A 22,191-nucleotide genomic window follows, 5' to 3' on the forward strand; every position below is an offset into this window, starting at 1 on the left:
TATAATTAAATATGGCATCTTTATCTACAACCAGCATTCAGCGACCCGTTTTGGCGGTAGTTATGTCGCTGATTATCATCATTTTTGGATTGATTGGGTTTTCGTATTTAGGGGTGCGGGAGTATCCTAGCGTAGACCCACCCGTGATTAACGTCGGGACGAGTTATACGGGAGCCAATGCCGAAATCATTGAATCCCAAATTACAGAGCCGTTAGAGGAATCTATTAACGGTATTTCGGGTATCAAGACCCTGACTTCGTCGAGCCGCGACGGTCGTAGTAATATCACCGTCGAGTTTGATTTGGGGGTTGATTTAGAAACCGCCGCCAACGACGTGCGCGACCGCGTTTCTCGTTCGTTGGGGCTTTTGCCGCGCGACATCGACCCGCCAATTGTTTCCAAAGCGGATGCCGATTCAAACCCCATTTTCTTCCTGAACGTAAAGAGTGAAAAGCGCTCAATGCTCGACCTCAACGATGTGGTAGACCGTCAAATCAAAGAGCGTTTGCAAACCATTGCGGGCGTAAGTTCGATTCAGGTGTGGGGCGAAAAACGCTATTCGATGCGTTTGTGGATTGACCCGCTCAAATTGGCGTCGTATCGGCTCACGGCCATTGATGTGTTGAATGCCTTGACCAAACAAAATATAGAATTGCCTTCGGGAACCATTGAAGGCGCTTCGACCGAGCTTACGGTGCGTACGTTGGGCCGTTTGACCACCGTTGAGGAATTTAATAACTTGATCGTCAAAGAAGAAGCCGATCGGGTGGTTAAATTTGTCGACGTAGGTCGTGCCGAACTAGGCCCCGAAAATGAGCGCACGCTCATGCGCCGCGATGGTGTGCCGATGGTGGGGGTAGCAGTAGTGCCGCAACCGGGAGCCAATCAAATTGCCATCGTCGACGAGGTGTATAAGCGTTTTGAACAAATCAAAAAAGAGCTACCTGCCGACATCGTACCCGCTATTGGGTTTGATTATACCCGTTCGGTGCGCCGCTCTATTGCCGAAGTGGAAGAAACCATTATCACCGCTTTTATCTTGGTGGCGTTGATTATCTTTATTTTCTTGCGCGACTGGCGCAGTACGTTGATTCCTCTGACGGCCATTCCCGTGTCGTTGATTGGTACGTTCTTCCTGATGTACATCATGGGTTTTTCAATCAATGTATTGACCTTACTCGGAATCGTGCTTTCTATCGGTCTTGTGGTAGACGATGCCATTGTGGTGTTGGAAAACATTTATACCAAAATCGAAGAAGGGATGTCGCCCTGGGATGCCGCGATTACGGGTTCCAAAGAAATTTATTTTGCCATCATTTCTACTACTGTTACGTTGGCGGCGGTGTTTTTGCCGATTATCTTCTTGCAGGGTGTCACGGGCAGGTTATTCCGAGAGTTTGGAATTGTGGTAGCGGGTTCGGTGATTATCTCGGCCTTTGTGTCGTTGACGCTTACGCCGATGTTGAGTTCTAAACTGCTCAAAACGCGCCACAAGCAACCTTGGTTATACCGCGTTACGGAGCCATTTTTCCAGTGGCTCAACGGCGCTTACGAATCATCTCTGGCAAGTTTTATGCAGGTGCGTTGGCTGGCGTGGGTGTTGATGGTCGGCTTTATCGGTATTATTTACGCGTTGTTCAAATACGACGCCATTCCGTCCGAGTTGGCTCCGATGGAAGACCGACGCGGATTGAGGGTATCGCTGACTTTACAGGAAGGTGCTACGTTTGACTTTACGGATAAATACCTCATGGAATTTGCCAAAGTGGTAGAAGATGAAGTTCGCCCCAACGAGCGTGATGCTTTGATTACCATTACAGCACCGGGTTTTTCTACCAATGCCACCAACACGGGTTTTGTGCGGGTGGTATTGAGCGAGCCTGAATTGCGGCAACGGTCACAAATGGAGATTTCTGATGCGATACAGGCAAAAGTAAAGAATATTTCTGGCGCAAAGTCTTTCGTTATTCAGGACCCAACGATTCAAACTGGACAACGTGGTAACAACTTTCCAGTATCGTACGTGATTCAGGCAACGAGTTATGAAAAATTGCGGGGTGTGATTCCAGAACTGATGAAGCGGGTCAATGAAAGTTCGATGTTTGTAGGAACGGACGTGAACCTCAAATTTACAAAGCCCGAAATTCGACTGGAAATTGACCGCGACAAAGCCCAAAACTTAGGCGTTTCGATTCAGGATATTGCCCAAACGCTTCAATTGGGGCTTTCAGGACGTCGTTTTGGCTACTTTTTGATGAACGGTAAACAATACCAAATCATTGGGCAAATCGACCGCGTAGACCGTAACGACATCATGGATTTGAAATCGCTGTTTGTGAAAAGCAACCGGGGAGAATTGATTCAGTTGGATAATTTTGTAAAATTGACCGAGCAAAGTTCGCCGCCACAGTTGTTCCGTTTCAACCGCTCATCAGCCGCTACCGTAACCGCAGGTCTGGCAAAAGGCGTGACCTTGGGCCAAGCCCTCGACGAAATGGATAAGATTGCGAAATCAGTGTTGGATGATACCTACACCACGGCCTTGGATGGACAGTCGCGCGAGTTTAAGGACAGCTCTTCGTCGCTTTTGTTTGCGTTTGGTTTGGCGTTAGTACTGATTTATCTGATTTTGGCGGCCCAGTTTGAAAGCTTCATCGATCCTATCATTATTTTGTTAACGGTACCCTTGGCGGTTTGCGGAGCCTTGTTGTCGTTGTGGGATTTTAGCCAGACCCTCAATGTTTTCAGTCAAATCGGCATCATTACGTTGGTGGGGCTAGTGACCAAGAACGGTATCTTGATTGTGGAGTTTGCTAACCAGCAGAAAGAAGCAGGACTTAACAAACTGGAAGCGGTTAAAGCTGCTTCAGCCGCCCGTTTCCGCCCGATTATCATGACGAGTTTGTGCGCGATTTTAGGGATTTTACCCATTGCGTTGGCGTTGGGCGCAGGTTCTGAAAGCCGCGTTTCGATGGGGATTTCGGTGGTAGGAGGGCTGTTGTTCTCGACGATTCTGACCTTGTACATCATCCCTGCCATTTATTCCTATTTGTCATTAAGTGATAAAAAACATTCTGATAAAGCCGCTCCTGAAAAACTGATGGCGGAAGAAGCTTAATAGTGCTGTTATTCCATACCCTTTCTTTAGAGTCTCTGCGGAAACGCAGAGGCTTTTTTTGTGGGAAAACCGTTAAAAAAATGTTTTTTCTTCGTGGGAAGATAGTAATATTGCGCTTTAAGCAAAATGCTAATTCTGTGAAAAAAATTCTCATTGTCAACGGGCCCAATCTTAATCTGTTGGGCAAGCGCGAGCCAACCATTTATGGCAGCCAAACATTTGAAGAGTACTTCCAAACCCTCCAATCTCTGTTCCCTGATGTAGAGCTGCACTATTTTCAGTCAAACCACGAAGGCGCACTTATTGATAAGATTCACGAAATCGGTTTTACGTTTGACGGAATCGTGCTGAATGCGGGGGCTTATACCCATACTTCGGTGGCCATTGCCGATGCACTGTCGGCTGTCACCACGCCTGCCGTGGAGGTGCATATTTCCAACGTCCACGCCCGCGAAGCGTTTCGTCATCATAGCTACTTGAGCAGCCGTGTCAAAGGGGTTATTGTTGGTTTAGGGCTGAAAGGATACGAATTGGCAGTTAGGTACTTTTTATCATGATTACATTTTATCCTGGTCCTTCAAAGGTATATCCACAGGTGGAAGGGTATCTGCAAGATGCTTTTCGTTCGGGGATTTTGAGCATGAACCACCGCAGTCAGGGGTTTATGGAGGTATTGCGGGAAACCATCCGCTTAATGCACCTCAAACTCAATATTCCTGAAGATTATTCTATTTATTTGGTTTCATCGGCGACGGAAGCGTGGGAAATCATTGCCCAATCGCTGACCTTGCACCATAGCGCCCATCACTACAACGGGGCTTTCGGCAAAAAATGGTTCAGCTATGCCTCGCATATTGTGCCGCAAACGTCGGGGTCATTGTTTCCCATTGAGCAAACGCTCACGCATCATTTGTTTGAACATGAAAACGATGCGGTTCGCGCAGAATTTAATCGCCAGCGTTTGCGTGACTATGAAGTGCTGTGTCTGACCCACAGTGAAACCTCAAACGGAACGCACATCCGAATGGAAGAATTTGCAAAAATTCGTGCCATGACCGATGCCCTCATCGCGATTGATGCCACTTCTTCGCTGGGGGGTGTGGCTTTTGACTGGACCTTGGGCGATGTTTGGTTTGCTTCGGTTCAAAAGTGTTTGGGGCTTCCAGCGGGGTTGGGCATCATGGTTTGTTCACCAAAAACGCTCGAAAAAGCGCGGCAAGCCAACGACGTTTTGCGTTATAACAGTTTGCTTTTTATGCACGAAAATTTCGAAAAATACCAAACGCATTATACCCCCAATACCCTCGGGATTTACCTGCTGATGCGCGTCATGGAGCAGGTGGATAATATACAAGAGGTAAGCCCAAGGATTGAAGCGCGGGCGAAGGCTTGGTATAGTTTTCTGGAAAATGAGACCGATTGGAGGCCTTTAGTTCAAAATTCTGCCACGCGCTCCGACACTGTCATTGCCGTAAAAGGGGAGCCCGAAGCGGTTTCTGTCGTCAAAAAAATGGCACTTGAGGCGGGAATTACGCTTGGAAACGGCTATGGCGAATGGAAGAACACCACCTTTCGCATTGCCAATTTCCCAGCTATTGAAGACGAGGAAGTGGAGGTGTTAAAAACGTTTTTAAGACGAAAAGCTTAAAACGTAATGTGTTCATATACATCTTCTAAGCGAAGCGTAATACCCAAAGAACGAAGAGATAAGTTGCTTTCCACGCCATGAGCGGCGGTTTTTTGCCAAGTATTTTCTTCGATTTGATACCATGACTCCACCAGTGCGGTATGCTGTTCTACAACCACGTATTCTTTGAGGGAGGGGAGCCGCTGGTAGAGCATGAATTTCTCCCCTCGGTCATAATTTTGCGTGCTTTTGGATAATACTTCAACAATCACGAATGGATTGACAATCACATCTTCACGTCCGTTCCAGAATTCAGGTTTTTCGCAAATAACCAACGCATCGGGATACACTGTTGTATCTTCTGTTTCAATACGGATTTTTTGATCACTTGTATAAACCCTGTAAATGGTTTTTAAGGGTCTTACGCCATTTTTTAATGTAGAAACTACATTGGCACTAATTTCATTATGCGTTGCTTTAGCTCCGGCTATAGGATTAATCAAACCTTTATAAAATTCGTTTTTATGCTGCGCTTTTTCTTCAAAGCGTAGGTACTCCTCGTGCGTGTAGATTTTATTGGAGCGTGGCTTACGTAAAATGCTGGTAGTTAAGACCATGACTTTTGACGTTTTGACAAAGTTATAAAAACAAGCGATGATTTTCGGGGCGCTTTTGTGGAATAGTGAGAAAAATAACCCCTCATCCTAACGCAAAGAGGTTTGATTTCAGGCAATTACCCAAATCAAACCTCTTTCAAAATGACTAGAGTCAAATGCTATCGGTAGTGCATTATTTACACGCTTTACTTCTTCGGCTTCACTTCCTCAACCATCTTTGCCGTTACGAGTTTCTTGTTGGAAGTATTGCCCCATGAATTTTGAATGTAATTCATCACATCTGCAATTTCTTCATTGTCCAGCCCGGGATTGGGCATCATCCCTTCGTAGGCTACGCCGTTGACGGTGATTTTCTCCGACAAACCGAATTTAATGGCCGCAATGGCTTTCTCGGGGGTTTTGACCAAATAATCGGCTTTGGCAAGTGGTGGGAAAGCTCCCGCAACTCCCTCTCCCGCGCCCATGTGACACGTCACACAATTTTCAGCGTAAATCAATTTTCCCCGCTCCATGCTTTTGGTGAGTGCATCGTCCTGATGGGGGAGCGTGGCAGAACAAAAAAAGATGCCTGAACAAAAAATCACTAACAGTTTCATGCGAAAAAGTGGTAAGTATGGATAATTCATCGAACACAATTTGAGCAGTTATGCGGTTAACATAACTGCTCAAATCATTATTTCTAAGTAAGTGATACCAGTAAAAACGATTTACGCTTTGGGGCTGATTCTGACGATTTTGCCCGAGTTTTCAAGCACTACGTAGATATTGCCGTCGGGGCCTTGACGCACATCACGTACGCGTCCGAGTTTTTCGAACATGATTTCACGGCTTACCACTTTGTTGCCTTTTACCACGAGGTGCTGGAGGTAGGCAAATTTTAGTGAGCCAACAATCAGGTCGCCTTTCCATTCTTTGAATTTATCGCTCGTGATAAACGTCATTCCGCACGGAGCAATCGAAGGCTTCCAGTACGTGACGGGTTGCTCCATACCCACTTTGGCGGTGTCTTTGGAGATAATGCTGTTGTCGTAGTCAATCCCGAACGTAATCACAGGCCATCCGTAGTTTTTGCCCCGCTCCACGATATTTAGCTCGTCACCTCCCTGCGGACCGTGCTCGTGCTCCCAAATAACGCCCGTAGTGGGGTGAATCGTCATTCCTTGGGGATTGCGGTGGCCGTAGGTCCAGATTTCAGGACGCGCACCAGCGGTTTTTACGAATGGATTATCGGTAGGGATTTTTCCATCTTCGTGCAGACGGACCACTTTGCCTTGGTCTTTACTCAGATTTTGGGAGTTTTCTTTTTGGCCGCGTTCGCCGAGCGACAAAAACACGTAACCTTTTTTGTCAAATACAATGCGGCCACCAAAGTGTACATTAGCTTTGACGTTGGGAATGGCTTTAAATAGATACTGAACATCCGTCAGGGCGTGGTCTTTCAGCTTGGCACGCAGCAGGGCGGTATTTGCGCCGCCGTCGTCGCCTTCTTCACCCGCCGCTTTGGGCGATGAATAACTGATATAAATCCAGCCGTTTGAAGCATAATCGGGATGCAACGCTACGTCGAGCAAGCCGCCTTGACCTTTGTAAAGAATGGTGGGCAATCCAGTAATTTCTTGCGGGTCCAAAACACCGTTTTTCACCAGACGTAGCTTCCCTACGCGCTCGGTCACCAGTAAGTCGCCGTTGGGCAGAAAAGCGGTAGCCCAGGGCATGGTTAAACCTCTGGCAACGGTATCAACTTTCAAGTTGGCTTCGGTTATTTTTTGTACAGAATTTGTACCCTCCGTGATACCGCTATTGCTCATCAACGCAACGGAAGCGGTTAGAATCAAGCCTGTCAACGCAACGGGAAGGCTCTTTTTGAGTAAGGTTTTGTTGTTCTTCATAAAATGAAAATGAATAAAAAGCGATAGGTTGAAATGTTAAAAATAGAATAGGGCCGTGGATTCTCCTTCCTCCTTTGTTATGGAACCAATTCCAGTTGGTTTAAATGCCCGGTGATAAAATTAATTTCTTCATTGCTCAAATGGATGTCCATGGCGGCGGCATTTTCTAGCGCTTGTTTGGCATCACGCGCCCCGACCAAAGCAATGGTAATGCCCGGTTGCTCGACGGTCCAGCGCAGCACCAATTGTCCAATCGTTGCTTTTTTATCATCGGCCAAAGGTTTGATTTTATCCAAAAATACATCCACCCGTTTGAGATTTTCATCTTTGTAAAAAAACAGCTTTGCCCGATGGTCATCGGGCGCAAATTGGTGTCCGGGTTTCATTTTTCCAGTCAATAGTCCACGTTCCAACGGGCTGTAGGCCAAAATGGCTTTTCCATGCTCAATGCAGTACGGAACCGTTTGCTTTTCAATGTCTCTTTTCACCATGCTGTAAGGCACTTGGTTGGAAGCAAGATGGATGTACTTTTCGGCTTCGCGCATCTGGTCGGCGTTATAGTTGCAAACACCCGCGTAGCGAACTTTGCCTTGCTCTATTAACCGTGAAACGGCCTCCATGGTTTCACCGATGGGCGTTGTGGTGTCTGGCCAGTGAATTTGATACAGGTCAATGTAATCGGTGCCAAGACGGCGTAGGCTGTCTTCACATTCTTTGACAATGCTCTCTTTGCCCGCGTACCGGTAAATATCAATGGCTTGACCGTCGTTTTTTTTGCTGTGCATGGCAAAATCCCCCTTCGCCAGGTCCCAGCGCATCCCAAATTTTGTGAGGATTTGCACTTTGTCGCGCGGAATATCCTTAATGGCCTCACCCACGATCTCTTCGCTGAGCCCTTGTCCGTAAATCGGGGCGGTGTCGATGGACGTAACACCTACGTCGTAAGACACTCTGATGGCCTTTACGGCTTCGTTTCGCTCGGTTCCGCCCCACATCCATCCGCCGGCGGCCCAAGCGCCAAAGGTAATCACGGATACATCAAGACCTGCTTGATTTGGTTTGTTTGAGGTGCCAATTTTTCGATAGTTCATAGAAATAGTATTAGTAACAAAATATGTATATAGGTAGGTTGCCGTTTTTATTTACTATTTTCGATAAAAATCAGTTCACAAATGAACGTTTAAATCTAACTTTGAACAATAGTTTAGGTAATAATGAATAACTCCTTTAAAAGTTAGTGATAGCGATGAGAAAGTTAAGCTCTACCAATTATTATAATCAGACGTTTTTGGAAGATAAATGTGCGCTCAATGAGCTGATTCATCTTCTGAGCAAACGATGGCTAACGGAAGTTATGTTTAGCATTGAAGAAGGTAATAGCCGATTTTCAAGCCTGAAAGAAGACTTAAAGCACATCAGCGACAATATTTTGGCTGACCGCCTCAAACTTCTTGAGCAATATAAACTCATTGTTAGAAATAATCATTTGGGCGAAGTTCCGGCCCGGGTAGAATATTCTTTGACCGAGACTGGCGAAAAACTGAGCGACTTACTGGGCGGTTTGTGCAATTTCGCGGAAAATCAGATGGAATTTCCTTCGTAAATTATGAGTTAGGCAAACCACTTTAAAAAATGGATTTACTGAAAAACTAACCGTTACTTTGGCCCGAATTACAACGTAACCCCCAAAAATCATTTTCAGTATGTCTAAGTTATTCATGCCACTGTTGTTGGCAGTATGTTTTCTGAGTTTTGGTATTTCAGCGACCGCTGCAAAACGCGATTTTTACCAAATCAAAATTTATCACCTGAAAACGGAAGAGCAAGAGAAAAAAGTGGATGCGTTTTTAAAAGACGCCTACTTGCCCGCCCTGCACCGAATCGGTATCAGTAAAGTGGGGGTTTTTAAGCCCATCATCAACCCCGAAACGGCCAAGCCGACCGACGAAAAGCTTATCTACGTTTTTATCCCTTTCAGCTCTCGTGAGGCGTTCTTTACATTGGAGCAAAAACTGGCCAAAGATAAGGCGTATTGGAACGACGGTAAAGCCTACCATGACGCGGTATTCAGCGAGCCGCCGTATGATAGAATTGAGTCAATTTTATTGAATGCGTTTGATAAAAGTCTCCAATTCACAATGCCCCAACTCACTTCTGCGCCCAAAGAAAGGGTCTATGAATTAAGAAGTTATGAAGGCCACACGGAGAAAATATCCAAGAATAAAATAAAGATGTTTAACGACGGCGACGAAATTGGTCTCTTCAAGCGTCTTGGCTTTAACGCGGTCTTTTATGCCGAAGTGGTATCAGGAAGTCGAATGCCCAATCTGATGTACCTCACCACTTTTGAAAACAGAGCCGCCCGCGATGAGCATTGGAAAGCATTCAGCGCCGATGCTTATTGGAAAAAACTTGCGGCAATGCCCGAATATCAAAAGAATGTTTCTAAGAATGACACCAGATTCTTTTATCCAACCGACTACTCGGATATTTAACAATATTTTTTTTAGTACAACCAAAGCAGCGTCAGTCAGACCCGATTGGCGCTGCTTTGGTTTTCTAGTAATTCATTGAAATGTTAGTAAGTGCATGAATTACAACGCCTTGAACCGTTCAAAGCATTGGCGTTCAATGTCTTCACGGTCGTCGGGGTGGGCAATGCTTATGAGGGCTTTGGCGCGTTGCCGGAGGTTTTTTCCGAACAAATACGCTACTCCGTATTCCGTAATGATGTAGTGCGCGTGGGCGCGGGTGGTGACTACTCCAGCGCCTTGCTTGAGGAAAGGCACAATCCGTGAAATACCTTTTTGGGTACGGGAGGGAAGCGCAATAATGGGTTTGCCGCCTTGGCTGAGGGCGGCCCCGCGCATAAAATCCATTTGCCCGCCCACGCCAGAATATTGATATGTTCCAATCGAGTCCGAGCAAATTTGTCCCGTTACGTCGACTTCTACGGCGCTGTTGATAGCCACGACTTTTGGGTTTTGTTTGATGATGTACGGGTCATTGACAAAATCAATGTCGAGAAACGAAAACGCAGGATTGTCATTGACGTAATCATACAGACGCTTGGTGCCTAAGGCAAAACCCGTAACGGTTTTGTTGGGCATGATTGCCTTAAATCGGTTGTTGATAACATCCTTGTCGAACAAATCAATCAGCCCATCGCTGAACATTTCGGTGTGAACGCCCAGATTTTTGTGGTTATAAAGACACTGCAAAACCGCGTTGGGAATGGAGCCGATACCCATTTGGAGGGTGCTGCCGTCGTCAATCAATTCGGCGACGTATTGCCCGATTTTTTGGTCACTTTCCGAAACTGAACTGTTGAAATTGGCTTCGTGGAGGGCATCTTCACAATAAACCATCGCGTGGAATTTACTGGCGTGAATCATGCCGTCGCCCTGCGTACGCGGAACGTTGGGATTTACCTGTGCAATGACGAAACGAGCGTTGTTGACGGCCGAGCGGGCAATGTCGACCGAAAGTCCCAATGAGCAATAGCCGTGTTGGTCGGGCACCGACACGTGCACTAAGGCAACATCGATGGGTAAAATTCCCTGATTAAATAACTCGGGGATTTCACTTAAAAACACCGGGACATAATCGGCCCGACCTTCATTGACAGCCTTGCGAATACTCTCCGAAACAAAAAGAGAATTGATGTGAAAATGGCCTTGGAACTCTGGTTTGTCAATAAATACATCGCCATAAACGGTGATGGAAACAACCTCAACATCCTGTAAGCGAGGAGCTTCCTGAGCGAGGTGTTTTAAAAGGAACGAAGGTGTTTGTGCACTTCCTTGAACAAAGACTCTGTGACCAGATTGAACACAGGAAAGAGCCTCTTGCGGAGAAACGTAACTGATTTTTGGGCGCATGGGGTGAGCCGTTTGGTTTGGCGCAATGGTAGGCGCTGTGATGATTTGAAAAAATGATAATTATCAGGAAATAAAGGGGGAAATATCGGCAAAAGATGCGATTTTAACTACTTTTATCTCTTTAAACCAAGGCTACGTCCTCATTCTGTCGTTTTGTGGGCGGTATTTATTTGTTTTGATTTTTAAATTGTATTTTCAACCAGAAACACTTCATTTTACGTACTTATGCGAAACTTTTACCTTCGGCGAACCCACCTGTTCCTTGTCATTTTTTGTGCCTTAAACGTCACGCTAAAAGCCCAGACTCTTGCGCCGCTTTCGGTGGAAAAAATCATGCGCGACCCCAAATGGATGGGCGTAGCACCTTCCAATCCCTATTGGAGCGAAGACGGCACCAAAATTTTCTTTAGCTGGAATCCTGAAAAAAACACGGGCGACTCACTCTACGTGTACGAACTGTCAACCAAGCAAACCCGCAAAGTAACGCCGCTGGAGCGCAGTTTGCTGCCGAGTGCATCGGGCGATTACAACCGAGCTTTCACCCAAAAATTGTTCGTAAAAAACGGAGACATTTATTGGATTGACGTGAAAACGGGCCAAACCCGGCAGTTGACCAATACCGTTGAAGCGGAGTCAAACGTTACTTTTAGTGCCGATGGCAGCAAAGCTATTTTTAGACGCGGGCAAAACTTGTTTTCGCAACATTTGCTCACGGGGGAGTTGACTCAACTAACAAATTTTTTGCCTGGAACAAAGAAAGCCGACGCGGCCGCTAACGAACAAGATAAGTGGTTGAAAAAAGATCAATTGGCGTTGTTTGAGGTCTTAAAAGAGCGGGATGACAAGAAAAAGGAAGCGGATAAAATCACAAAATCAAACCAACCGAAGCGCCCGAAAGAAATTTATACCAACGATGCTATCTTGGACAATATCCTGCTGTCGCCCACGGCGGAGTTTATCACTTACCGCTCGACCAAAGGGGGAAGTGGCGCAAAATCAACCGTCGTGCCGAGTTATGTGACCGAATCTGGCTATACCGAAAACCTGCCCGCCCGCACGAAAGTGGGCGCTTCCCAAAACAACTCGCAGTTGTTCATCTACAACATTAAGAAAGATACCGTACTCGAAGCATCGACCAAAGACCTGACGGGTATCAACGTAAAACCTGATTACCTGAAAGAATACAAAGCCGATACAGCCAAAAAAGCCGCCGCCCGCAAAGTGCAGTTTATCAACGTTAGGTGGTCGGAAGATGGCAAGTACGTAGTTGCAATGATGCGTTCGCAAGACAATAAAGACCGTTGGATTGCCTCTCTAAACCCAGAAACTGCTAAATTTAAAGTCCTTGATCACCTGCGCGACGAAGCATGGGTAGGTGGCCCTGGCAGTTTTTGGTTGGAATGGATTGACAACGAAACCATTATTTTTCATTCCGAAGCCACGGGCTATTCGCATTTGTACTCGGTTAATGTACGCACGGGCGAGCGCAAAACCCTCACGTCGGGGAAGTTTGAGGTGCAGCAGGCCCAGCTCTCAAAAGACAAGAAAACCATCTATTTTCAGTCAAACGAAGTACATCCCGGTGAGCAGCATTTTTATAAAATGGCCGTTACGGGCGGGGAACGCACTAAGCTGACAGGCATGGTGGGAGCCAATGATGCCACGCTTTCGCCCGATGAATCGAAGTTGTTGATTCGTTACTCTTCAGCTACGAAACCTTGGGAATTGTACCTTCAGGAGGCGCAGCCCAACGCCGCGGCTACGCAACTTACGAAATCGCTTTCCCCTGAGTTTAGCTCGTATCAGTGGCGTGAACCCCAAATTGTGACCGTAAAAGCCAGCGATGGGGTCGATATTTACGCCCGTTTATACGTTCCCAAAAAGAAAAATGGTGCGGCGGTGGTGTTTGTACATGGGGCGGGTTACCTACAAAATGCCCATAAATGGTGGAGTCAATACTTTAGAGAGTATATGTTTCATAACCTTTTGGTGGATTTGGGTTATACAGTGCTCGACATGGATTACCGGGCATCGGCGGGGTATGGCCGCGATGTACGCACGGGAATTTATCGGTTTATGGGCGGAAAAGATTTGGATGATAACGTAGACGGGGCAAAATTCTTGGTTGAAAAACACGGAATTGACGCCAAGCGCATAGGGATTTATGGTGGGTCTTACGGAGGGTTTATCACTTTGATGGCCATGTTTACCAAGCCGGGCGTTTTCAAGGCGGGAGCTGCTTTGCGTCCCGTGACTGACTGGGCAGCGTATAATCACCCTTATACCGCTAATATTCTTAATGAACCCGCCACGGATTCGTTGGCGTATCGTCGGAGCTCGCCCATTTATCACGCGGCTGGGTTGAAAGATCATTTATTGATTTGTCATGGCATGGTGGATGTCAACGTTCATATTCAGGATTCATACCGGTTGGTACAGCGCTTGATTGAGTTGAAAAAAGACAATTGGGAAATGGCGTCTTACCCCATGGAAGATCACGGTTTTGTGGAGCCAACCAGTTGGATGGATGAATATAAACGTATTCTGAAGTTGTTTCAGGAGAAGTTGAAGAAGTAGGCCCCTAGACCGTTTGATAACTTTTACGGCAGATTTGCAGCTTTTGTGTTGTGAGTCTGCCGTTTTTTTGTTTCGTTGCTTTTGGTTATATGTAGTGCCGTTTGCTGAACTACTGACTATTGGTTTTTAAATCCTAATTCGTTAAATTAATTAACAGAAATATTTTGAAAATCAACAAGTTATTGTGAAGTAGTATTTTGCCTAATAACAAGTTGGAATTGATTAAAAAAATGAAAATATTGAGTAGAGTACTGATTATAATTTCCATACTTTATGGTTTATTATCAATCATTGGTTTAACTATCCGATGGTTTTTAAGGTCAAGTGAATTAAAAGGTTTTAGTTGGCGAAATTGGCAAATTGATATTATTTATGATTTCCTGTTTTTTTGTCCCGCTATAATGTTGTTTGTACTTGGCAAGCTTATTCTAAGACGAAAAACATAAATTTTTATTCACCCGTTGTTTGGAGTGTTCATGCCATTGTTGGTGTTTTTTACCAACAACCTGCCTACAAAAGTAAAGATTAGTAGCTGACGGCAGAGTTGGTTTCTCAAAACCAGCGTTTGGGTTGTGAGAAACCCAATACATCCCATAAAAAAAGAGCCGCAACACGTTGCGGCTCTTCGTACAAACAGAAAGTCTTAATCAATGATTCTAAACAAACGATTCCAACGAATTTTGTTGAGAATTGACTTTGGATTGGGGTCAATGGACATCCAGATAAAGACCGCTTTGCCGACGATGTGGTCGGCGGGCACAAAGCCCCAAAAGCGTGAATCTGCCGATTCGTAGCGGTTATCGCCCATCATAAAGTAATAATCCTGCTTGAAAGTATAACTGGTGATGGCTTTGCCATCGATGCTGATGGTGTTTTTGTCCACGACTACCTTTGAGGCGTCATTGTGATCAAAGAACTTAATCACATGGCCGTATTTTGACACATTGGCCGAGTCAAGTTGTATGGTCAGCCCTGTTTTGGGAACTTGAATTGGGCCCCAAAAGTCAGGGTTTTGCTTGGCACCCGCTGGAAATAGCCCCATTTCGGTGCTTGTGGGGGCATAGCGATATTCGTGTTTTACGTCCTTAATAAAAGGGTGTTTCAACAAACCTTCCACAATTTGCGGGGTCGTGCGAATCTGGTACAAAAACTTGTTGGGAGCCAAAGAATCACTGGGATACGAGCTGTAATCTTGAATGTCTTCGTTTTCAAAGAAACGGTCATCCAATAAGTCCGTAGACCACATTCGGTAATAAAACTGCGCTTTGGCGGGGACTTCGGCGGGTTTGCCGTTTACATACACATCAGCGCCTTTAATATCAACCAAGTCGCCACCAACGGCGATACAGCGTTTGATGAAGTTGGTACGCAAATCAACGGGGAATGCTTTGTAGCCGCCGTTGCCCTGTGCGGGATCTTCAAACGGCTCATCAGGGTCGCCGGGGTAGTTGAACACCACCACATCGTTACGTTTGACGTCCGAAAAGCCCGGTAGGCGGTACATCGGAAGTTGAATCAGGGTCGAAAAAGACGGAATATTGGTTCCCCAGATGGTTTGGTGGGTCAGTGGCACTTGCAAGGGCGTTCCCGGGGTGCGGGCACCGTAATGAAGTTTACTCACAAACAGGAAGTCGCCAATCAACAGGCTCTTCTCCATCGAAGACGAAGGAATGGTGTAGGCTTCTAAAAATAACCAACGGATTAAGGTAGCTGCCACGACGGCAAAAACAATGGAATCAAGCCACTCTCTAAAGGCAGATTTTTTGGGGTTGGGTTTTGACATTTCCGGTAGTATTGAATGCAATTTTGGTGAATGAAAAACTTAGTCTTCGCCGAGCAAATCGTCCATGCCATAGACTCCCTTGCGAGGGGAGAGCCATTCGGCCGCGACGACGGCCCCTAAAGCAAATCCTTGACGGCTATGGGCTACGTGCTGAATCTCAATGCTATCAACGGCGGAATCATAGCGGATAACGTGAGTGCCAGGCACCTCACCTTCGCGCAAAGATACAATCGGGATTTGATTTTCAGCAACATCGGCCTGATTGGCCCATTCCGTTTTGGCGGCCAGGTGCTCTATCAGCCCTTCGGCGAGTGTAATGGCCGTGCCACTGGGCGCATCTAGCTTGTGGATATGGTGAATTTCGGTGGTATGAACACTGTACTGTGAATAGGGCGCAATGAGCTTGGCCAAGTATTTGTTCAATCTAAAAAACAGGTTGACGCCGATGCTATAATTGGAAGCGTAGAAAAAAGCAGCTCCGTGTGCTTGGCAAAGTTGTTCGATTTCGGGGCGGTGATGGAGCCAGCCCGTGGTGCCGCATACGGTAGGCAGGCCTTTGTTCATGCACCATTTGAGGTTTTCGTAGGCGGCTTCGGGGGCGCTAAATTCAATGACGGCATCTACATTGTCGCGGCTGAAAGTATCCAGCTCGTGGCGATTGGTAACGTCAATTTTTCCGACAATTTGGTGACCGCGACTCAGGGCGATTTGTTCGATTACTTTGCCCATTTTGCCGTAGCCCAGAAGAAGAATATTCATTAATTTGAAAATTTATTATGTGCCAAAGCACTGGTATGCGTTAAAGGTGAATGAATGTTCAATCAGCAAATTATTATTTAATTGGTATCACTATTTTGGCCCCGATGATGCCACCCGTAAATGAATTATAGCCGGCATCGGGCTGAACCCGAAACGATATATCTTCCGACATATCAAAGGTTTTTAAGTGAGCCGCTACGTTGGCTTCGATGATATTAAGCGCCCAAACGGCCGTTAGCATCACAAAATTCAAATCCCGGTAGCGACGATAAAAATCTTTCCCTTTCGTAATTTGCTCAATCGTTAGCGTCCGTGTTATCTTTTGGCCCCGTATGTATACGGGCGCTTCTGTCCGTAATGCCGCGCCTGTTACAGGATTATAACTGTCGATGTAGGGCGTTAGATAGTCGTGGTACCGAATATTAAAATAGCGGATAAAATAAATGACCGTTCCAAAACCCGCGTACACAAAAGGCATTTTCCAATACTGTTTGTTGTACGCCTGCCCAAGGCTTGGCACCACGAGCGAATAGATAGCGGCTTTGCGGGGGCTGTGCTTGGCCGCAGGCTTGGCTGGGGCCACGATTTTGGCCAGTGTATCTTTCAGTCCCTGAGCGTTTTTGAGTGAATCAGGGCGCAGGGTATCGGCAAGGGTTGCCAAACGGGCAAAGCGCTTTTGCAGGGAGTCTGTTTTAACTTGCTGGCTCATTACTCCTGACAACCCAACTACACACCAGCAAATGATCAATAATCCCGACCGTATCACGATTCAAATTTTAAAACCTTTAAAATCCGTTCCAACTCATCCTGCGAAGTAAAAGGAATTTTTATTTCTCCTTTTTGTTTGTCGTCGGTTTTAATAGAAACCTTTGAGCCAAAATAAGAAGAAAGTTTAAACTGCAACGACCGCATTTCCTGCTTTACCACGCTCGGGCGACGGTCATGGGAGTTAGGGTCGGGTGTTTCTATTTGGAGACTGCGCACGGCATCTTCTACTTTGCGTACCGACCAAGCTTCTTCGATGGTTTTACGAAACAGTTTAAGCTGTACGTCTGGATTGTCAATGTTGATAATGGCTCGGGCGTGGCCCATCGTGATTTGATCGTCGCGCAGGGCGGCCTGAATCATGGGCGGGAGCTTGAGCAAACGAATGTAATTGTTGACCGTTGTACGGTTTTTGCCGACGCGCTCACCCAATTCGTCTTGCTTGAGACCACAATCAGAAATCAGTCGCTGATAGCTCAGGGCAATTTCGATGGCGTTTAGGTTTTCGCGTTGTATGTTTTCAATCAAGGCCATTTCCAGCATTTGCTGGTCGTTGGCCGTCCGGATATACGAAGGAATGTGGGTCAGACCTGCCAGCTTGGAAGCCTGCAAACGCCGTTCTCCTGAAATCAACTGGTAGCGGTCTCGACCGATCTGACGTACGGTGATGGGTTGGATAATGCCTTGAATACGAATAGATTCCGCTAATTCATTGAGGGCTTCTTCATCAAAACGCGTACGAGGTTGAAAAGGGTTTACATCAATCTGCTCAACGTGAATTTCGCTCATCATGCTCACGTTGTCGTAAGGTAGGGGGCGAGTTGAACGGTTGACGTTATCGCTGTCATGGAGTAATGCACCCAAACCACGTCCGAGTCCTGTCATTTTTTTAGGAGCCGCTTTTCCAATATTTTCCATGTGTAGAAGATTTTTTATGAATGTTGGGTTGAATGAAAGACGTAACTTTTTGTAAAACCGTTACGTAATGCCAATGAAGCGGGACAAAACGACCCGCTGGGAAATTAATTGGCTTTTCGTACGGTTTGTTCGTCCTGTTCAAGCAGCCCATTCTTACTTAAAATTTCGCGGGCAAGGTTGAGATAACTGACCGCGCCCTTGCTGTCGGAATCTTGCGCAATGGTAGGAACACCGTAGCTTGGAGATTCACTGAGACGGATATTTCGGGGAATGATGGTGTTGAAAACCATGTGTTTGAAGTGCGCCGTTACCTCATTGACGACTTGGTTAGAAAGGCGTACACGCATGTCATACATGGTCAGCAGAATGCCTTCGATGGCCAAATTGGTATTGAGTCGGGTTTGGATAATCTTAATGGTATTGAGCAATTTACCCAACCCTTCCAACGCAAAATATTCGCACTGCACGGGTACAATCACCGAATCGGCGGCCGTGAGGCTGTTGATGGTAATCAAACCCAGTGAGGGAGAGCAGTCAATAATGACAAAATCGTAGTCTTCTTTGATGGGCCATAAAGCTTCCTTCATTTTTTCCTCGCGGTTTTTGAGATTAATCATTTCAATCTCCGCACCTACAAGGTCGATGTGGGAAGGCAAAAGGTACAGATTCTCGAAGTTGGTTTCTACGATGGCTTCCTGAGGAATGACGCCTTCTACCATACATTCGTAAATGCTGTATTCGATTTCTTTGGGGTTGAAGCCCAAGCCCGACGTAGAGTTGGCCTGAGGGTCAGCGTCTACGATTAAGGTTTTAAAATCCAGTACTGCTAAACTTGCTGCCAGGTTGATGGCAGTGGTCGTTTTACCGACGCCACCTTTTTGGTTGGCTATTGCTATAATTTTGCCCATTGTTGTTAGGTTTACCGCCTTCAAATATCCATCTTTATTCGGACTCTGCCAAACTGTTCCACGTAAAAAATGTTAAATGTTTCACGATTTAGTAGTAAGCAGTTGGCAGTTAACCCTTAGCAAAGCAACGATTTTGGTTTTTTGAAGGGACTTACTTCCTAATTAAACATTATAAATGAAAGAATGGCCTAAACGAGTGGTAGTGAGGCTCATTTGGAAACGTGTAAATTTTAACAATCATTTAATAATCCCTTACGGGGAGCATTTTGTGCCCGCTTCCCGTGATGATTTAACCTTTAATAGCCGCACCCGCCAATATATGCTTTAAAAATACTGCCATTTTGGGCTTCAAAACCGGGTTGAAGGGTGACTGATTTTCCCGCGTTGAGCATTACGTTTGTGCCCGCCGAAACCGTTGTTGGTCCGCTGTTTTGGGTGGTAATGGTCGTTGCAGCGTCATATTTCCCAGACGTGATGGTTCCTGATACAAGGAGGGTATCGGGGCAGGGAGGAGAAATGCCCGTTTCCTGAATGAGAATGTTGTCCAAAAACAGACGATTGCCCCATCCGCCAACATCTTCAAAGACTAACTCTAAGGTTTTGCCAGCATAGGCTGATAAATTAACGGTTTCTTTTCGCCATTGGCTGCAATCTGCTGGGGTAAAAAGCCCCGTTTGATCGGGGGCAGTGGCGAGCGTACCTCCTGATTTATCATAAAGGAGTTGTTGTGTTCCGTCGCACGCAATGGCCCAAACCCGAAGTTTATCGAATTTTATGGCATCATAACGCGCATAGGCTACGTCAAAAGTAAGGCTGGCAGAATCCATGTTGGTAAGGTCAACAAAACGCCTGAGTCGGTCTATCTTTCCGGTATTATCAGCGGCTCGGTTATTGATTACGGCGGCATTGGCATGACAAGTGTTGCTCTCTGTAGTCCACGTAATTGCATCATTGTCAAGATTTTGGTTAATCCAATGGGTTAAGTTTGCAACAAACTGTTCGTTTAAGGGTTCAGCAATATGCCGTGCCGCATCGGTGGGAAAAGCATCGTAAATATCTTTGATGCCGTCGTTGTCGCGGTCGATTCCTTTTACGTAATTCAGCAGGGTAGTCAAAGCCTGCGGGGCATTGGCTGGCGAAGTTGAACCAGCTTGGTTCAACGTGCTTTCGCCGTGACAAGACGTGCAGGTCCGAACTTCACCCGCTTTGGTGCTTATCCATAACCGTTCCCGTACAATCCCCTTATTATTGGCGTCGGTTAGTTGCCAAGTCAGGGCGCGTTTGGCGGGTACAATCATGGCGGCGGAGCCGTCTGGATGGATATTGGCACTGCCTTGGGCACCAGTAGTTGGAGGATTGTAAGCTACAGCGGTTGGGTCATGCAAAAACTTGGCAATGCCTCTTCTTCCTGGTTTGGGCGTTGCCATTCCGCCGATACCGCGCAACAAATCGTTTTGTAAAAATTGGAGGTGTTTAACCTCATAAACAGGGGAGGGGCTAACTGGATTGATGGTTTGGTGGGCGCTGCCCGACACCTTTAAATTAAACGGTTGCTGTTGGTCGGCATCGTCCCGGCTGGTGACATCCCTGATGGCAAGGACGGATAGGTTATTGCGGCGAAGAAATTTTTGAAAATCATGCAAATTCACTCCCGCCGCCGCAAAAAGTGCCTGCTCAGAAGGGGCGACGGTTTGCAAATGGAGGGTGGGCGTTGTAGGACGTGGGGTAACTTTTACTTCTACAGGATAAGTTTCCCAAAGTATTCCTGAGTATGTCAATAGCTCATCGGGACTCCACCATGACACGGTCTTAGTAATGCCTGCTCCCGTCAAAGCCGTAGCCGAGGCTTTAAAATAGCCGCCGTTGGCTTCCAAAAGACGAATGCGATAATCGTATTTGCTGAGCGGAGCGCCAGAAGTGCCTATATTTTCATCGTAATCGGTTGCGTGTGAGTGCGAAACAATGACCTGCCCATCCGAAAGCGGTAGGGGAGTACGATACATACCGCTGTGGTTTGCGCTTGGCGTTTCGTCGGGTGAGCGCGTGTCGGGATGCGTAACGTAGGTAAAAGTAATTTGTTCGGGGTGCATTCCGGGCGGTGCGTTTACTTTTACCACCATTCCTGAGGCGTGTGTGCCGAACTCGGGGGCTTCGATTCCGTAATAAAGACCGGGCGTGACGGGGGATTCGCGAATATGAAACATCGCCCGAATGGGCGTAGGACTGATGGGCGTATAAAAATCATGGAGATTGGGGTCGTTGGTAAAATTTTGCGTCATATAATTCCCCATTTCGTGCCGGCCTAAGTGGTTGAGCATTTCCATTTCTGTGCCGTCTTCGTTCATCATCCAAGGATTGAAAATATTGAAGTTTTGGGGATTGGTATTGGCCCACTGCGGCAGCGAAAGTAAATCGGTTCGGCCAGGACGCGGTTCGGGAAAGATTTCTACGTCGGGCAGAATGGATGATTTGGCAGCGTTGGCGGTTTCATCGGCGTAGTTAAAAGTGCCATAGCCTGTGTTGTCGATGATGTCCGCATCGGCCTGTTGGTCGCGCTGAAGGTGGTCCCATCGGGTGAAGATGACGCGTCCGGCGTGGTCAATGCTGGGTGTAAAATCACCTGACGGCGAATGGGTCAACATTTCTAGCCCGTCGGCCATCGAACAAGCCTTGGGGTCGAGCCGCCAAATCCCCGATACAATGGGGGAAGATTCGTATTCGTCGTGTTGTGGATACAGGTGCGCAGCTCCGCCGAGGGGCATATCGGTCGTAAAAAGGATACGGTCGTCGGTGCCGTATATCGGCTGAATGTTGTTGTAGCCCACGGGTTGGTTGGGCACTAGTGTAATGACTGGGGTATCATTTTTACCTAATCCCGTAATCTCGTATAACTTCCAACGGTAGCTCTGAACCTGATAACGGGCCGTAGCCGAGCCGATGACCATGCTGAACAGTGCTTTGGTGCCACTCCAATGCACAGACGGGTCACGTACTGCGATAGACGTAGCGCCCTGCATTTCCGTTTGGCCGTAACCCGCCATTTGGGTCAAATTCTTCAACGAGCCGTCGGGATAGCGAATGTAAAGGTCGCCGCCTCGCGGAGCTGAAAAGGTGCTTGCTTGGTGATTGCCGAAGGTTTCTAAGCTGGTAGCGAATCCAAACGGTTGAGGCACTTGGGTACAAAACAGAATGGGATTGGGCAAGGTTTGGGCGCGGAGCAAGATGGAACAAAGGGAGAATACCGCTAAAAGGAAATGTGTTTTCATGGCTAAATAATAGTTAAAAAACATAAAGAGGACAGGTAAGAAAAAGCGTAATGGAAAAATGAGTATTGTTGCCGAAAACCGC

17 protein-coding genes are annotated in these 22,191 nt (G+C 46.6%); 6 read left to right on the forward strand and 11 right to left on the reverse strand.

Annotation, left to right across the window (positions count from 1 at the left end; translation table 11 throughout):
* Window positions 1–11 precede the first annotated feature (11 nt).
* The 3 genes from DR864_RS25560 to DR864_RS25570 all read left to right on the forward strand — a co-directional run bounded on the left by DR864_RS25560 (window position 12) and on the right by DR864_RS25570 (window position 4,767).
* Entirely contained in the window at window positions 12–3,119 is a 3,108-nt protein-coding gene (locus DR864_RS25560; RefSeq protein WP_114069623.1) for an efflux RND transporter permease subunit, read from the forward strand.
* A 137-nt stretch (window positions 3,120–3,256) separates the two neighbouring features.
* Window positions 3,257–3,676, forward strand: a complete 420-nt coding sequence (aroQ, locus tag DR864_RS25565; RefSeq protein ID WP_114070477.1) for a type II 3-dehydroquinate dehydratase — start codon at window positions 3,257–3,259, stop codon at window positions 3,674–3,676.
* A complete protein-coding gene (locus tag DR864_RS25570) occupies window positions 3,673–4,767 on the forward strand; it encodes an aminotransferase class V-fold PLP-dependent enzyme (RefSeq protein WP_114069624.1) in 1,095 nt (364 codons plus the stop codon). The genes aroQ and DR864_RS25570 overlap by 4 nt, the downstream gene beginning before the upstream one ends.
* On the opposite strand, the gene DR864_RS25575 is transcribed toward DR864_RS25570, so the two are convergent.
* From DR864_RS25575 to DR864_RS25590, 4 genes are all read right to left on the reverse strand, one after another.
* The gene (locus DR864_RS25575) at window positions 4,764–5,363 is read right to left on the reverse strand and encodes a Uma2 family endonuclease (RefSeq protein ID WP_114069625.1); all 600 of its coding nucleotides are present in this window, start codon (window positions 5,361–5,363) and stop codon (window positions 4,764–4,766) included. The two genes, DR864_RS25570 and DR864_RS25575, sit on opposite strands and share 4 nt — an antisense overlap.
* A gap of 185 nt (window positions 5,364–5,548) precedes the next feature.
* Entirely contained in the window at window positions 5,549–5,959 is a 411-nt protein-coding gene (locus tag DR864_RS25580; RefSeq protein ID WP_114069626.1) for a c-type cytochrome, read from the reverse strand.
* Between the two features lie 111 nt (window positions 5,960–6,070).
* Window positions 6,071–7,252 carry a PQQ-dependent sugar dehydrogenase gene (locus tag DR864_RS25585; protein WP_114069627.1) on the reverse strand — a complete coding sequence of 394 codons (1,182 nt, stop codon included), beginning with the start codon at window positions 7,250–7,252 and terminating at the stop codon, window positions 6,071–6,073.
* Window positions 7,253–7,329: 77 nt separating this feature from the next.
* A complete protein-coding gene (locus tag DR864_RS25590; protein ID WP_114069628.1) occupies window positions 7,330–8,343 on the reverse strand; it encodes an aldo/keto reductase in 1,014 nt (337 codons plus the stop codon).
* A 155-nt stretch (window positions 8,344–8,498) separates the two neighbouring features.
* On the opposite strand from DR864_RS25590, the gene DR864_RS25595 reads away from it, so the two are divergent.
* Window positions 8,499–8,855: a winged helix-turn-helix transcriptional regulator gene (locus tag DR864_RS25595; protein WP_114069629.1), complete on the forward strand. Its 357-nt coding sequence runs from the start codon at window positions 8,499–8,501 to the stop codon at window positions 8,853–8,855.
* 100 nt (window positions 8,856–8,955) lie between these two features.
* Window positions 8,956–9,747: an NIPSNAP family protein gene (locus tag DR864_RS25600; RefSeq protein WP_114069630.1), complete on the forward strand. Its 792-nt coding sequence runs from the start codon at window positions 8,956–8,958 to the stop codon at window positions 9,745–9,747.
* A gap of 99 nt (window positions 9,748–9,846) precedes the next feature.
* Here the strand turns inward: DR864_RS25600 and DR864_RS25605 are convergent, their stop codons facing one another.
* Window positions 9,847–11,133 (reverse strand): acetyl-CoA hydrolase/transferase family protein, encoded by a 1,287-nt coding sequence (locus DR864_RS25605; RefSeq protein WP_114069631.1) that lies wholly within the window; start codon window positions 11,131–11,133, stop codon window positions 9,847–9,849.
* A 225-nt stretch (window positions 11,134–11,358) separates the two neighbouring features.
* Here DR864_RS25605 and DR864_RS25610 point away from each other — a divergent pair, with 225 nt between their 5' ends.
* A complete protein-coding gene (locus DR864_RS25610; RefSeq protein WP_114069632.1) occupies window positions 11,359–13,710 on the forward strand; it encodes a prolyl oligopeptidase family serine peptidase in 2,352 nt (783 codons plus the stop codon).
* 643 nt (window positions 13,711–14,353) lie between these two features.
* On the opposite strand, the gene lepB is transcribed toward DR864_RS25610, so the two are convergent.
* The 6 genes from lepB to DR864_RS25640 all read right to left on the reverse strand — a co-directional run bounded on the left by lepB (window position 14,354) and on the right by DR864_RS25640 (window position 22,109).
* A complete protein-coding gene (gene lepB, locus DR864_RS25615) occupies window positions 14,354–15,493 on the reverse strand; it encodes a signal peptidase I (RefSeq protein WP_114069633.1) in 1,140 nt (379 codons plus the stop codon).
* A 39-nt stretch (window positions 15,494–15,532) separates the two neighbouring features.
* Window positions 15,533–16,252, reverse strand: a complete 720-nt coding sequence (dapB, locus tag DR864_RS25620) for a 4-hydroxy-tetrahydrodipicolinate reductase (protein WP_114069634.1) — start codon at window positions 16,250–16,252, stop codon at window positions 15,533–15,535.
* 73 nt (window positions 16,253–16,325) lie between these two features.
* The gene (locus DR864_RS25625; protein ID WP_114069635.1) at window positions 16,326–16,961 is read right to left on the reverse strand and encodes a DUF5683 domain-containing protein; all 636 of its coding nucleotides are present in this window, start codon (window positions 16,959–16,961) and stop codon (window positions 16,326–16,328) included.
* A gap of 53 nt (window positions 16,962–17,014) precedes the next feature.
* Complete coding sequence (locus tag DR864_RS25630; RefSeq protein WP_114069636.1) at window positions 17,015–17,935, reverse strand: ParB/RepB/Spo0J family partition protein; 921 nt, start codon at window positions 17,933–17,935, stop codon at window positions 17,015–17,017.
* A 104-nt stretch (window positions 17,936–18,039) separates the two neighbouring features.
* Window positions 18,040–18,843, reverse strand: a complete 804-nt coding sequence (locus DR864_RS25635; protein ID WP_114069637.1) for a ParA family protein — start codon at window positions 18,841–18,843, stop codon at window positions 18,040–18,042.
* Between the two features lie 296 nt (window positions 18,844–19,139).
* Window positions 19,140–22,109, reverse strand: coding sequence for a 3-coathanger stack domain-containing protein (locus tag DR864_RS25640; protein WP_162794127.1), 2,970 nt, complete (start codon window positions 22,107–22,109; stop codon window positions 19,140–19,142).
* Window positions 22,110–22,191 lie beyond the last annotated feature (82 nt).

The organism is Runella rosea, assembly GCF_003325355.1.
Classification (GTDB): Bacteria; Bacteroidota; Bacteroidia; order Cytophagales; family Spirosomataceae; genus Runella; species Runella rosea.

Excerpts from the sequence above, each read along its gene's own strand:
- DR864_RS25630 (WP_114069636.1), bottom strand. The coding sequence starts at position 17,935 with ATGGAAAATATTGGAAAAGCGGCTCCTAAAAAAATGACAGGACTCGGA.
- DR864_RS25585 (WP_114069627.1), bottom strand. The coding sequence starts at position 7,252 with ATGAAGAACAACAAAACCTTACTCAAAAAGAGCCTTCCCGTTGCGTTG.
- DR864_RS25590 (WP_114069628.1), bottom strand. The coding sequence starts at position 8,343 with ATGAACTATCGAAAAATTGGCACCTCAAACAAACCAAATCAAGCAGGT.
- DR864_RS25595 (WP_114069629.1), top strand. The coding sequence starts at position 8,499 with ATGAGAAAGTTAAGCTCTACCAATTATTATAATCAGACGTTTTTGGAA.
- DR864_RS25605 (WP_114069631.1), bottom strand. The coding sequence starts at position 11,133 with ATGCGCCCAAAAATCAGTTACGTTTCTCCGCAAGAGGCTCTTTCCTGT.
- DR864_RS25570 (WP_114069624.1), top strand. The coding sequence starts at position 3,673 with ATGATTACATTTTATCCTGGTCCTTCAAAGGTATATCCACAGGTGGAA.
- DR864_RS25560 (WP_114069623.1), top strand. The coding sequence starts at position 12 with ATGGCATCTTTATCTACAACCAGCATTCAGCGACCCGTTTTGGCGGTA.
- DR864_RS25635 (WP_114069637.1), bottom strand. The coding sequence starts at position 18,843 with ATGGGCAAAATTATAGCAATAGCCAACCAAAAAGGTGGCGTCGGTAAA.
- DR864_RS25600 (WP_114069630.1), top strand. The coding sequence starts at position 8,956 with ATGTCTAAGTTATTCATGCCACTGTTGTTGGCAGTATGTTTTCTGAGT.
- DR864_RS25575 (WP_114069625.1), bottom strand. The coding sequence starts at position 5,363 with ATGGTCTTAACTACCAGCATTTTACGTAAGCCACGCTCCAATAAAATC.
- DR864_RS25580 (WP_114069626.1), bottom strand. The coding sequence starts at position 5,959 with ATGAAACTGTTAGTGATTTTTTGTTCAGGCATCTTTTTTTGTTCTGCC.
- DR864_RS25610 (WP_114069632.1), top strand. The coding sequence starts at position 11,359 with ATGCGAAACTTTTACCTTCGGCGAACCCACCTGTTCCTTGTCATTTTT.
- lepB (WP_114069633.1), bottom strand. The coding sequence starts at position 15,493 with ATGTCAAAACCCAACCCCAAAAAATCTGCCTTTAGAGAGTGGCTTGAT.
- DR864_RS25625 (WP_114069635.1), bottom strand. The coding sequence starts at position 16,961 with ATGAGCCAGCAAGTTAAAACAGACTCCCTGCAAAAGCGCTTTGCCCGT.
- DR864_RS25640 (WP_162794127.1), bottom strand. The coding sequence starts at position 22,109 with ATGAAAACACATTTCCTTTTAGCGGTATTCTCCCTTTGTTCCATCTTG.
- dapB (WP_114069634.1), bottom strand. The coding sequence starts at position 16,252 with ATGAATATTCTTCTTCTGGGCTACGGCAAAATGGGCAAAGTAATCGAA.